The organism is Lentzea sp. NPDC020367, from assembly GCF_044387305.1.
Classification (GTDB): Bacteria; Actinomycetota; Actinomycetes; order Mycobacteriales; family Pseudonocardiaceae; genus Lentzea.
The window spans coordinates 34,215-47,552 of the sequence record NZ_JBIRVV010000011.1; the positions used below are offsets into that span (position 1 = coordinate 34,215).

General features: G+C 70.1%; 5 protein-coding genes. All 5 read right to left on the reverse strand.

What is annotated here, in order from left to right:
• Positions 1-22: 22 nt before the first annotated feature.
• Positions 23-9,133 carry an SDR family NAD(P)-dependent oxidoreductase gene (locus ACH413_RS34945; RefSeq protein WP_360038229.1) on the reverse strand — a complete coding sequence of 3,037 codons (9,111 nt, stop codon included), beginning with the start codon at positions 9,131-9,133 and terminating at the stop codon, positions 23-25.
• Positions 9,134-9,146: 13 nt separating this feature from the next.
• Complete coding sequence (asnB, locus tag ACH413_RS34950; RefSeq protein ID WP_360038232.1) at positions 9,147-11,132, reverse strand: asparagine synthase (glutamine-hydrolyzing); 1,986 nt, start codon at positions 11,130-11,132, stop codon at positions 9,147-9,149.
• Between the two features lie 6 nt (positions 11,133-11,138).
• On the reverse strand, positions 11,139-11,402 hold the full coding sequence (locus ACH413_RS34955) for an acyl carrier protein (RefSeq protein WP_360038234.1): 264 nt from the start codon (positions 11,400-11,402) through the stop codon (positions 11,139-11,141).
• Positions 11,399-12,976, reverse strand: a complete 1,578-nt coding sequence (locus ACH413_RS34960; RefSeq protein WP_360038237.1) for a thioesterase domain-containing protein — start codon at positions 12,974-12,976, stop codon at positions 11,399-11,401. Before ACH413_RS34960 ends, ACH413_RS34955 begins: the two co-directional genes overlap by 4 nt.
• A 186-nt stretch (positions 12,977-13,162) precedes the next feature.
• Positions 13,163-13,336: a hypothetical protein gene (locus tag ACH413_RS34965; RefSeq protein WP_360038240.1), complete on the reverse strand. Its 174-nt coding sequence runs from the start codon at positions 13,334-13,336 to the stop codon at positions 13,163-13,165.
• Positions 13,337-13,338 lie beyond the last annotated feature (2 nt).

The following is a 13,338-nucleotide window of genomic DNA, read 5'->3' on the forward strand; positions in this document are numbered from 1 at the left end:
TCCTTCCGAGAACGAGGTGGGCTCAGGCGAGCGCATCGGGAACCTCCCGGTTGGCCAGGACCGCTTCCAGCAGTGCGGCACGGGCACCGATATCGAAGGAAGGGGGCGCGATCACCGTCACGGGCACGGCCGGGGGCTGCGGAACGCTCGTCTCCGGCACCCAGTAGCGCTCGCGAGCGAAGGGATAGGTGGGCAACGGCAGCACTCGCCGTTCACCGGACGGATGCAGGCTCGCCCAGTCGACCGCGCGTCCTTCGCACCACAGCGCGAGCACCCGGCCCAGATCACCGCTCCGCAAGGCAGCGGCGACTTCCGGCTCCGTTTCGCGGTCGCGGCGCACGGCCGCACCACGCGCTCGGCGCAGGTTTCCGGTGTGCAGACCGCCACCACCCGAGAGGAACGCGTCAAGCGCGGCGACGACCGACGCGACGTCAGAGGCGACGAAGCCCAGCCGGTGCTCCATCTCCTCCCTGCCGACCTGCAGGGTGAAGGCCAGGTCTGCGAGCGACGGCGAGTTCTCGCCGAGGAACGCGCGCAGGTCCCGGGCACGAGCCGCGAGCCGATCCGCGTCACGGGCCGAGAGGACGATCGCCTGCGGTCCGGCCGCAGTGCGCGATTCCGGTCGCGACGGCGGTGCCTCCAGGACGACGTGGGCGTTGACCCCGCCGAACCCGAAGCTGCTGACGCCGGCGCGCAACGGCACCTCACTGCCAGAAGCATCGATCTTCGGTTGCCAGGACCGCGACTCGCGCAGGACCTCGAAACCGCTGCCGTCGAGCTTCAGGTGCGGGTTCAGCTGGTCGAGGTGAGGTGCGGCCGGCAGTTCGCGGTGTTCCATCTGCCGCAACACCTTCACCACGCCCGCGAGGCCGGCCGCCGCCTCGGCGTGGCCGATGTTCGCCTTCACCGCGCCGAGAGGACGCGTGGCCGAGCCGCCGAGCTTGCGGTAGGCGGTGGTGAGCGCGTCGACCTCGACCGGGTCACCCAGTGCGGTGCCCGTTCCGTGCGCCTCGACGTACCCGATGCTGTCCGGGTCGATGCCGCGCATGGCCGCCTGGATCACCTCGGCCTGCGCCGAGGCGTTGGGAGCGGTGAGCGTGGCCGCCCGGCCTCCGTGGTTCTCCGCCGTGCCGAGCACGACACCGTGAATGGTGTCCCCGTCGCGCAGTGCCGCGGCCAGCGGCTTGAGCAGCACCGCCGCCACACCTTCCGCACGGACATATCCGTCGGCGTCCGCGGAGAAGGTCTTGCACCGTCCGTCGGGGCTGAGCATTCCCGCGGCCTGCGTCGAGACGAACGTGTCGACGCTCAGCAGCAGGTTGACCCCGCCGGCCAACGCCATGGCGCAACGCCCGGACCGGATGCTCTCGACCGCGCGGTGCATCGCCACCAACGAGCTGGAGCACGCGGTGTCGATCGGCTCGCTCGGTCCCCGGACGTCGAGCAGGAACGAGATCCTGTTCGCCAGCACGGCATGCGAGTTGCCGGTCGCCGTGTAGCCGTCCGGCTCGACACCACTCGCGTTGAGCAGGTGGTGGTAGTCCGTACCGGACACACCGAAGAACACACCGGTGTCCTCGGGCAGCCGTGCGGGCGAGTACCCCGCGTTCTCCAACGCGGTCCACACCGTCTCCAGCGCGAGCCGCTGCTGCGGGTCCATGAGCTCGGCTTCCAGGCGGGACAACGAGAAGAAGCTCGCGTCGAACCGGTCGACGCCGTCGATCAGCCCCGCGTACTTCGGGAAGTCCGCGCGTGCCACGACATCGGCGTAACGGCCGTCGAACCGGTCAGCCGGATACGACGAGACGAGATTCGCGCCTTCACGAACCCGGTCCCACAGGGCGTCTGGATCGTCCGCACCGGGGAACCTGCCGGCGACACCGATGATCGCGACAGCGCCGGTCTCCTGCTCCACCGCGGGCAGCGCCGCCGGGAGGGCCTGAGGAAGCGACGACGGCACAGCGGGAACGAGCCCCGCCGGAGCAGACGTCCCGACCTCCTCGGCCAGCCTGCCGACCAGCCCGCGGATGTTGGGGTGCTGGAAGAACACCGCCGGACTCAGGTCGATGCCGAGCCGGCCGCCGAGTTCCTGGGCGAGCGAGGCCAGGCTGATCGACTCGAAGCCGAACGCCGGGAAGTGCGTGTCGAGGTCGATGTCGGCCGGGTCGGTCTTGAGCAGCGCGGCGACGGTCTCACGGACCTGGGCGGTCAGGCGGTCCCGGTCCGCGCCGTCCTTCGCGTCCGTCACCGCGGCCGGCGCGTTGCCGAACTCCACGCCCTCCCACCGGCCGAGCACGGCCCCGGTCTCGTCGAGCAACCGCACGTCGAACTCGGAACCCTTGCGCTCCAGCACGATCGCCCTGGTGCGGCCGAGGTTCGCGCCCTCCGCCGAACGCACCCGCACAACGGTCGCGTCGGCGTCCGAGGTGAGGAACTGCACGCCCTGCACCAGCCCGTTGAGCACCCAGGCCGGAATCCGGACGCGCCGCTTGTGCGGATCCTGGGACAGCTCGGGTTCCACGACGCGGACGAGCAGCCGTCCGCCGATCTCCGCGACTCCTTCGACCACCCCGGCGTAGGGCCGGGTGTCCACGCCGAGCTCACCAAGCTTCGCGTAGAACGCCTGCTCGTCCAACGAGAGTGGCGTGTCGATCACGGAGTCGTTCTGCCGCAACGGTTCCACACCAGCGACGAGATCGGCGCCGAACACGACGGTGCCGTCAGCGTCGTGCAGTTCGGCACGGTTCGCGCCGAGTTTCCAGGTGAGCACCTGCTCCTGTGACGGATCGGGAAGGGCGGCCCAGCGCGCGTCACGCACGGCCCAGCCGTCCCCAAGGCCCGCGACCTCGGCGAACGCGAGCGCGCCGTCCAGCAGCGCGACCGTGGCATAGCGCTTCTCACGCCGCACCGAGTAGACGTAGTCGAGCAGTTCGTCGCCGCGCAGCGCGAGCCGGTAGCGAACGCCGTCCAGATCCGACTCGTTGACGCCGACCCACGGGTGGGCCCGCCGCGCGAACGCGATGGGGTTCAGCACGCTCGGCGCGTCGTCGAACTCCGGGTACCAGCACCGAACCTGCTCGAACGGGTAACCGGGCAGCGACAGCTTCACCGGCCTCGTTGCCCGCGGCCACAGCACGTCCCAGTCGACAGCCGCACCGGCGGTCCAGACCGCCGCGAGCGCACCGAGATCCGTCCCGCTGAGCGCCTTCTCCGCGTCCGCCTCGTCCGGCGGATCGGTCACACCCATCGTGCTCGGCACGAACCACACGCCGCCGGGCACGACCGGGCTCGTCCAGTCCACTTCGGACAGAGCGGCGAGCTTCGATGCGACGGCGTCGACATCAGCGGCGACGAACGCGATGCGCGAAGACATCTCGTTCTTGCCCGTCTGCAACGTGAAGGCCAGCGCGTCGAGACCAGGCCGCGACGCCACCACGTGTGCGTGCAGGTCGCGCAGCACGCGTCCCAGTGCCTGCGGAGTGGCCGCCGAGCACACGATCAGGCGTGGCAGGCCGGACTCCACCAGCGGCAGAGCCACGGCGTCGTGCTCCTCCACGACGATGTGCACGTTCGCGCCGCCGGCCCCGATCGACGTGACACCAGCGCGCCTGGGCACGATCTGCCCGTCGAGCACGGGACGTGCCCACTCGGTGCGCTCGTGCTGCACGACGAACGGCGTCTCGGCGAAGTCGATCGCCGGACTGAGGGTCTCGGAGTGCAGCGACTTCACGATCGTCTGGTGCTTGAGCTGCAGCAGCACCTTCGTGAGGCCGACGATGCCCGATCCCGACAGCAGGTGGGCGACGTTGGACTTCACCGAGCCGAGCGCGCAGAAGCCCTTGTCGGCGGTGTCACGGCGGAACGCGCTGGTGGCGCCGCGAATCTCGATCGGGTCGCCCAGCGACGTCGCCGACCCGTGGCCTTCGAGGTAGCTGATCGTGCGGGCGTCCACGCCCGCGTCGTCCAGCGCCTTCTCGATGGCACGGCCCTGCTGCACCGGACTGGGCACGGTGAACCCGTTCCGCACGCCCGCGTTCGTCATGCCGCTGCCCCGGATCACGCCGTACACGTGGTCCCCGTCGGCCACCGCTTCGGCGAGCGGCTTGAGCACGACCATGCCGACGCCCTCACCGAGCACTGTGCCGTCCGTGCCGATGCCGTAACTGCGCAACAGGTCGGCGGTCTTGCTGGTGAAGTGGGCCTGGGAGGTACCGATCAGGTCGTAGGGGTGCAGCATCAGGTTGACGCCGCCGACGACGGCCATCCGGCACTCGCCGGCCCGCAGCATCCGCACGGCCTGGTGCACACACGTCGACGAGGACGCGCACATCGTGTCGAGGAACATCGACGGCCCCGTGAAGCCGTAGAAGTACGACAGCATGTTCGCGAACACGCCGATCTCACTGCCGCTCGTGGCCGTGCCGCGCTGGAGCATGTTCTGGAAGCCGTACAGCGAGTAGCTGTTGTTCATCGACCCGACCAGCACGCCGACGTCGCCCTGGTAACGGCGCTGGATCGTCTCGCGGGAGTAACCCGCGTCCTCCAGCGCAGTGACGCCCGCTTGCAGCAGCAGCCGCACCTCGGGTGACAGCAGCTCGGCCTGCCGCTGGGAGAGGGAGAAGTAGCGCGGGTCGAACGCGTCGATGTCGCGCAGGAACGTCCCCGACTTGACCACGGACTTGCCCGGCACGTCGCGTTCGCCGTAGTAGATGTCCTGCTGGCGCCAGCGGTCCTGAGGCGGCGCCTCGAAACTGTGCCTGCCCTCGCTGAGCAGCTCCCAGAACTCGTCGAGCGTGTCCGCGCCGGGATAGCGGCCGGACATGCCGATCACCGCGATGTCGTGCTCGCCGTGCTCGGCTCGCGGTCGTTCGACGATCTCGGCACGCGCGACGGGCACGGGTTCCGGCAACGGTTCGGGCAGCACTTCCGGCTCCACCACAGGGGCCTGCTGCTCAGCCGGTGCGAACAGCTCGACGAGCCGCGACCGGTGCTCGGCTAGCAGATACCCCGCCACCCCGCGCAGGTCCACGTGCTCGAAGAACAACGTCTTCGGCAACGACCCGAAGTCGTCCTCCAGCCGGCTGGTCACGTCCACGATGACGAGCGAGTCGATGCCGTAGCGCTCCAGCTTCTGGTCGGCCCGGATGCGCTCCGGTTCCTGACCGGTCAGCTCGGCGAACAACCGCCGCAGGTGCTCCTCGGTGCGGGTGCTCAGCGTTCGATCGTCCACTTCGGACTTCACGGCGGCCTTGGGCGCGGACTGCCGGACGGGTGCGTCCTTGATCAGACCCGCGTAGCGACGGAGCTTCGGCGCGTCGCCGTACATCACGATGCGCTGCGAGGGAGCCTCCACGCCCAACGCCCGTTCCAGCGCGCCAAGTGCGTCAGCGGTCGGCAACGGGACGGTGCCCGTCGTCTTGCGCAGGTAGGCCTCGGTCGCCAGGTCGACGCGCATGCCGCCCTCGGCCCACAGCGGCCAGTCGACAGCGCGGACGACGTGGCCGGACGACCGCGCGGCCCATGCGTCGAGGAAGGCGTTCGCCGCCGCGTACCCGGTCTGGGCCGCGCCGCCGAACGCACCCGCGACCGACCCGAACACCAGCAGGAAGCCGACGCCGTGCTCGCGACACACCTCGTCGAGGTGTGCGGTGCCGGCCAGCTTGGGAGCCAGCACCGGCGCGGTGGTCTCCAGCGGGGTCTTCACGAGATAGCCGTCGTCCAGCACACCGGCGGCGTGGAAGATGCCGTCGAGGCGGCCGAAGCGCTGGCTGATCGCGCTCGCTGCGGCACGCACACTGGCCGAGTCGGTCACGTCGGCCTGCTGGTAGGCGACGCGGTCGCCCAGTTCGGCGATCTCCGCATTCCTGGACCGTCCGCTCAGCACGACGGTCGCGCCGTACCGAGTGCTCAGGTGTGCGGCGATCAGTCGGCCGATGCCACCCGCGCCACCGGTGATCCAGTAGACACCGCCGTCGCGCAACAGTGACGCACCACCGGTGGTTGGCAGTTCCTCGGTTTCCCTGGTGAGGCGACCGCCCGCGACGTCGTAGGCGACCTCCACGTCGTCGGAACCGGCCTCGGCGCGCACGATCTTCTCGAATCGCGCGGCGTTGACCGGGCCGTCGACCAGGACGAGCTTGCCGCGAACCGCGGGATTCTCCTTGTGCAGCGACTTCAGCACCGCGGCGAGCGGCGCGAACACGGGGTCGTCCTGGCGACCCGGCGCGATGACGACCACCGTCCGCCCGGCCGGTCCAGGACGGTCGAGCAGAGACCGCAGGTGCAGGTAGCACGCGTCGAACACGGCCTTCGCGGAGTCCGCGGGGTTGCCGGCGAGTTCCCTGGGCAGCGGCAGGATCTCGGCGTCGAGTCCGGCGACGTCCTGCCCCAGCACCGCGTCGAGCACGACGAGCGGTCCGGCGGGCGCGCTCCCGGTGACGGGCTCAGCGGCACGCCACACCTGGTGCGCCTCGACGAGGGTGCCGTCCACCGGCTCAGCTGTCTTGGCCACGTCGGCCTTCTTGGCCGCGAGCGGGCGATGCGTGTATCCGCGCAGCCGGGCGCACAACGTCCCGTCCTCACCGAACACGTCCAGGTCCACTTTGGACTCACCGGCGGCACGCAGCACGGCGTGCGTGATCCGGCCGACCGGCGCCAGCAGCGTCAACTCGTCGAGCGCGAACGGAACGGCCACCGCGTCGGGGTTGCGCCAGCCCGACTCGTCCGCGCCCAGCGCGAGAACGGCCTGCAGCGCGCTGTCCAGCACGACCGGGTGCAGCAGCCAGCCGGACGCCGCCCGCGCGGGCACCTCGATCCGCGCGAGCACACCCTCCTCACCGCGCGACACCTCTGCCAGGCCGCGCAACGCGGGCCCGTGCTCGATCCCGCTGGCGCGCAGCGCCGCGTACCCGCGATCAACGTCGACCGTCAGCGGGAACCGGGCGGAGAGGTCCCCGGCGGTTTCACCACCGGCCTGACCCGAAGTCAGATGTCCGGTGGTGTAACGATTCCCGGCGTCGTCGAGAACCGTGAAGCCGAGACCGCCGTCACGAGGTTCCAGCCGCAGCCGCACGACCAGACGCTCCCCCGTGACCGTCAGCGGCCGGAGCCAGCCGACGTTGCGCACGCTCGGCACCTCGATCCCGCCGATCCGTTCGGCGGCGGCGAGCACCAGGCCGAGCACCGCGACACCGGGAACGACCGGAACGCCGTTCACCACGTGGTCGCGGATGACGTCCTGACCGGCCTCGAAGGTCAGCGGGAAGGTCCAGCGGCCGTTCTCCTCCTCGCCGGCACCGAGCGACGGGTGACCGGCGGCCTCCAGGGGCCGGAACCAGTAGGGCGTGCGTGCGAACGCGTAGCCGGGCAGGTGGATCCGCCTGCCGGTCGCGGGCCACGCCGACCAGTCGGCCGGAAGACCCCGCGCCCAGGCACGGACGAACTTCTCCGTGCGGCCCTGTTCAAGCCAGACAGCGATCAGGTCCGTCAGGTCGTCCTCGTCGAGCACGGCGTTCTGCTCGTCCTCCGCCTGTCCTCGCACGCTGTTCCCGCGCAGCTCGCCGTTCTCCGCGAACGCTTCGAGCTGCTCGGCCCAGTCAGCCAGGTCCCGCGCGTGGAAGGCTGCTCGCACGGGCAACGGCACACGTCCGTGCCGCAGCGTGTGGGCGATGTCGGTCAACGAGGGCGGCACGTCCTCCGCCAGCCGGGTGCGCGCCCACGCCGCCAGGTCGGCGCACGTCTCGCGCAGCCGGTCCTCGTCCCAGGCCGACACCGGCAGCCACTCGTCCACTGAGGACGGTGCCGTCGGCTCGGCAGCCGGAACGGACTCCAGCACCGCGTGCGCGTTGGTGCCCGCGAAACCGAACGAGCTCACCCCTGCCCGCAGCGGCTCTCCCTCGGGGGCGGTCCACTCGGACAGCGCCTCGACGACGTGGAAAGGCGACCCTGTCAGGCTGATCAACGGGTTGAGGCGCTCGAACCCGACGGTGGCCGGCAAGCGACCGTGCTTCATCGAAGCGATGACCTTGAGCAGACCGGCCACGCCGGCCGCGCCTTCCAGGTGTCCGATGTTCGTCTTGACCGAGCCGAGGCCGCAGTGCTGAGCCTCGCCCGAGTCGCCGAGCTCGGCGAACGCCTTCTTCAGGCCGCGCACCTCGATCGGGTCGCCGACCGGCGTTCCCGTGCCGTGCGCCTCGATGTAGCTCACCGACGCCGGGTCGATCCCGGCCCTGCGGTAGGTGTCGACGATCAGGTCCGCCTGCGCGTCGGGGTTCGTGACGGTCAGCGAACTGGTGCGACCGCCGTGGTTGCTGCCGATGCCGCGCACGACCGCGTGCACCGCGTCGCCGTCCCTGAGCGCGTCGGAGAGCCGCTTGAGCAGCAGGACTCCGCCGCCCTCGCCGCGCACGTACCCGTTGGCCCCAGCGTCGAAGACCTTGCTGCGACCGGCCGGGGAGAGCATGCCCGCCTTGCTGAACGCGACGAAGTGCCGCGGCGACCACACCAGGTTGACACCGCCCGCCAGCGCCTGGTCGCAGTCACCCGACTGCAGCGCCTGCACGGCCTGCTGCACCGACACCAGCGAACTGGCGCACGCGGTGTCGTTGACCACGCTCGGGCCGCGGAAGTCGAAGAAGTGCGAGACGCGGTTGGCGATGACCGCGTACGCCGCACCCGTCGGGTAGTACGCGTCGATCGTGGCGAGCTCCTGCTCGACCAGTTCGGCGTAGTCCCAGTGACACACCCCCATGAACACTCCCGTGCGCGAACCCGCCAGCCGGTCGGCGCGGTAGCCCGCGTCCTCGACGGCGTGCCAGCTCAGTTCGAGGGCCAGCCGCTGCTGCGGGTCCATCAGCCGCGCCTCGCGCGGGGAGATGCTGAAGAAGTCGGCGTCGAAGCACTCGACGTCGTCGACGAAACCGCCCCAGACGCTGGCCGTCTTGTCGCCGTCACGGCGCGGGTCGCCCGCGAAGTCCGCCGCGCGCCACCGCTTCTCCGGCACCTCGCTGATCAGTGAGCGACCCTGTTCGAGGTTCGCCCAGAACTCGTCGGCGTTGCGCGCACCGGGCAGCCTCAGTGCCTGTCCGACGACCGCGATCGCGGTGTCCTGCGCGCCGGAAGTGTGCTGTGTCATGGAAGTTCCTCGTCTATTCCTGGCCGTGTCCGGCCGGCAGCGCGCTCGTGCGGCGATCGACCACGTGCAGCCCGGCGCGCAGGGGCGAGGCGTCGAACGCCTGCCCGCGGACGAACCAGTGGTGCAGCCAGTGCAGGGAGGCCAGCAGCGTGAAGGCCTGGTTCTCCTTGGTCCCGATCCGTTCGGCGGGACTGGTGAAGACGCGGTCGACCAGAGCACGGGTGAACCGCGGGTCGAGCACGCCGATCGCGTCGAGCGTGGTGGGGTCGGTCAGGACGTCGCGGAACTCCGGCCAGGCACGCACGAAGGCCGCGCCGTCGGTCGCGCGGTAGGGGAACTTGCCCTTGTCGATGACCTTTTTCGGCAGCACGTCGGCGAAAGCGCGCTTGAGGAGGTACTTCTCGTCGAACGGGTCGCCGAAGCGGTGGTTGAGCGAAGCTGCCAGCTTCACGACCGCCGGGTCGAGGAACGGGCAGCGGTTCTCGACGCCGTGGGCCAGCGCCATCCGGTCGCCCTGGGTGGAGAGCAGGTAGCCGGACAGCAGCGTGCGGAACTCCAGCCACTGCGCCTTGCGCACGGCGTCGAGCTCCGCGTAGTCCGGTTCGGCCGCGACCATGCGCTGCGCCGCGGCGAACGGATCGGTGGCGCCGCGCAGCAGCCTCGCGGCGAACCTCCCGTTCTGGAACCGCATCTGGTGCGAGAACAGTCCGGTCAGGTGCTCCTCGGTGAACTGCTGGTAGAGCCCCAGCATCCGCCGCGGCGCGTTCTCCCCGGAGAAGTGCGGGAGGTACGGGTAGATGCGCGAGATCCGCTCGAGGCGGGCCTGCTCGTCGAGGTCGTGCCAGGAGTCGAGCAGCAACGCGTCCTTGAAGATGCCGTAGCCGAGGAACGCCTCGTCCGCGCCCTCGCCGCTCAGCACCACCTTGATGCCGGCCTCGCGCACCTTCTCGGCGAGCAGGTACATCGGCACGAACGCGGTCCGGAACGCGGGAACCTCCGCGTGCCTGACCGCGGCCGGGAACGCCTGCACCACGTCGTCGTCCCGCACGTGCACGGACTGGTGGTGGGTACCGAGGTCCGCGGTGACCGCCGCCTGCTCGGCCGACTCGTCGAACTGGGCGTCGTCGAACTCGATCGAGAACGTCCGCAGCGGGTGCTGCTGCCGTCCGGCCGCCAGGTGGGCGATGATCGAGGAGTCGAGCCCGCCGGAGACGTAGACACCGACCTCGACGTCGCTGCGCAGCCGCACGTCGACTGCCGCCGTCAGCTCCGCCCGCACCAGCTCGATCGCGTCCTCTTCCGAGTCCGGCGGCAGACCCGGCTCCAGGTCGAGCGGGGCCCACCGGCCTCGTTCGACCTCGTCACCGCGCAGGCACAGGAACTCGCCCATCGGGATCTGCTCGATGTCGCGGTACCCGCTCTGGTCGGGCAACGGCGTCCAGGTCGCGAAGATCGACGCGAGCTGCTCGGAGTCGAAGGAGAACCGGAATCCGGGAACGGCCAGGAACGCCTTCATCTCGGAGGCGAACAGCCACTTCCCCTCGTGGCGCGCGACGAACAGCGGGCGCTTGCCGAACCGGTCGCGCACAAGGGTGAGTTCGCCCGTCAGCGAGTCGTAGACGGAGAAGCCGAACGCGCCGTTGAACCTCCGCAGGCAGTCACGTCCCCAGGTGATCCACGCCTGGAGCACGACCTCCGTGTCGGAGTCGGTGCGGAAGCGCACGCCGAGCCGGCGCAGTTCCGCGCGCAGCTCGCGGTAGTTGTAGAGCTCGCCGTTGTAGCAGAGCCACCACCGGCCGTCCTCGCTGCCGACCGGCTGCGAACCGTGGCTGAGGTCGATGATGCTCAGGCGGACCGTGCCCATCACGAGGCGGTCGTCCAGGTAGCACCCGGCCTCGTCAGGGCCCCGGTGCTCGATCTGGCGCAGCATCCCCGCGATCAGGTCCTGATGACCGGAGATCCGGTGGGCGCCCGCGTAGGCGCCTGCGATTCCACACATCCCCGGTCACCGACCGTCCACGACGGACAGCACGTGGGCCTCGACGAACTTCACGATCGCGTTGAGCGAGACCAGCACCTCGTCGAGCACCTGCTCACCCAGCTCGACGCCGTAAGTCTGCTGCACGTGATTCATCAGCGAGATGTAGCCGAACGAGTCGAGCACCCCTGCCTTGAACAGGTCGGTGTCCTCGGTGATCTCTTCTCCGAAGGTGAACAGCGCCTCGTTCTCGAGGTAGCTCTTCAGCTCCGCGGTCAGCTCGGCGGTCATGGGGTTGCTCCTTCGATCAGGTGAGCCAGTTCAGGCCAGTGGGCGCGGATGAAGAAGTGGTCGCCCGGCAGTCGGTGACGGACCAGCGGTTCGGTGGTTTCTCGTTGCCACGCGACGATGTCCGCTTCGGTGAACGGTTCGAGGTCGCCGGTGACGACCGTGATCGGCACGTCCAGCGGCGGCTCGTGCGGGTGGCGGTACCGACCGAGCACGGTGAAGTCCGCGCGCAGCACGCGTTCGTAGTGCGCCATGAGGTCCTCGTACTGGCGCAACTGCTGGGGCACGCCGCCGAGCTCGTCGAGGTGCGCCCAGAAGGCGTCCCCGGTCAGCTGCCAGGTGTCCCGCTCCCGGCTGGGCACGGACGGCCCGCACTCGCCGGAGACGACCAGCCGCACCGGAGCGGGCAGCCCCTCGGCGCGGAGCTGCTGGCACACGCGGAAAGCGAGCCTGGCGCCGAGGCTGTGGCCGTAGACGGCGAACGGTTCGCCGGCGTTGTCCCGCAGGTGGTCCCGGAGCTGGCCGGTCAGATCCGCGACGAGCGCGTCGGGATCGGTGACGAGTGGCGTCGAGTGGCGCCGCCCGCGGCCGGGCCGTTCCAGGGTCACCAGTTCGATGTCGCCGAGGTGTTCGTTCAGCGGCCGGTAGGAGTTCTCGTCGCCGCCCGCGAACGCGATGGCGAACACCCGCCGGGGTGTTGCCATCCGCGGAACGGGCGCGGTCTCGATCTGGCGCACCATCCTGGTCAGGACTCCTTCTCCGCCGATTTCCCGAAATCGCGCCGCGGGCTGCGAGCGCAGCACCGCGAGGACGCTGTCCGACCAGTGCACGGCGCCGTCGAGCTGGGCTGACAGCGTTGTCGCCACCTCGCCGTCGCGGTACGGCCGGGCGGTGGCGTTGGCGATCACCGTTCCGGCCAGCGGCGCGAACCGGAACCCGCGCAGGAACGCCGCGAACTCCTCCCGCGCCGGCTTCATGTACCGCGAGTGGAAGGCCGCGGACACGCGCACCTTGGCCACGCGCAAACCTTGTCCCGCAAGGACTTCGCGGGCACGGTCGATGTCGTCGGCCGGTCCGGAGAGCACGTTCTGGGTGGGGGTGTTGCGGTTCGCGATGTCCAGGGTCGTGAGCTCGTTCTCGGCGAGCAGCTCTTCGAGCCGCTGCACCGAAGCACCCACCACGGCGAGCATCGCGCCGCCTCGCTCAGCCCCCATCAACGCGGACCGCTGCGCCACCAGCTTCAGGCCGGTCTCGAAGTCGAACGCCTTCGCGGCCAGCAAGGCGTTGTACTCCCCCAGGCTGTGCCCGAGCAGCACGCCGGCCGGCGGTTCGCCGCGATCGACGCTGTCCCAATAGGACAGTGCGTTCACCACGAAGATCGCGGGCTGCGTGTAGCGCGTGTCGTCGAGGCGGCCGTCGGGGTCTTCGAGGCACAGCCGCTCGATGTCGTAGCCGAGGACGTCGCTCGCCAGCGAGACGGCCTCGGGATAGCGGTCGAAGAGTCCCGCCCCCATCCCCCTGGCCTGGGTTCCCTGGCCGGGGAAGAGCGCGACGCCGCCTCCGTGCGTGACAGGCATTGCTGCTCCGCTTCTCGGATCAGTGAGTTCAGAAGAGTTCTCCCCGAAAGTGGGGAGGAAGACCGGCTCATTCGGCCGGAAACAACGTCGCCGGACCGTTTTCGGGCATGGGTCGGCCGCGGTCTGAATTGAGAATTGTTTCGCCGATCAGAAAGGATCGGCCACGAACCGGGGCAGAACGGCGACTCAGGCCGCGATCATTCCGACCTGAACGACGCCGACACCGACGACCTGCGCGGATGCGGCCGACGGCACCGCGTTGGGTCCCTCGACCCCGGAGTCCGGACCACCCAGAGCGATGACGGCCGCGACACCCAAGCTCATTCCGGTGTAGCGCGTGACGGCGGCGAATCGCTTCACAG

Bases quoted from the DNA above. Each gene is read 5' to 3' on its own strand.
- ACH413_RS34945 (WP_360038229.1), bottom strand. From the start codon at position 9,133: ATGACACAGCACACTTCCGGCGCGCAGGACACCGCGATCGCGGTCGTC.
- asnB (WP_360038232.1), bottom strand. From the start codon at position 11,132: ATGTGTGGAATCGCAGGCGCCTACGCGGGCGCCCACCGGATCTCCGGT.
- ACH413_RS34955 (WP_360038234.1), bottom strand. From the start codon at position 11,402: ATGACCGCCGAGCTGACCGCGGAGCTGAAGAGCTACCTCGAGAACGAG.
- ACH413_RS34960 (WP_360038237.1), bottom strand. From the start codon at position 12,976: ATGCCTGTCACGCACGGAGGCGGCGTCGCGCTCTTCCCCGGCCAGGGA.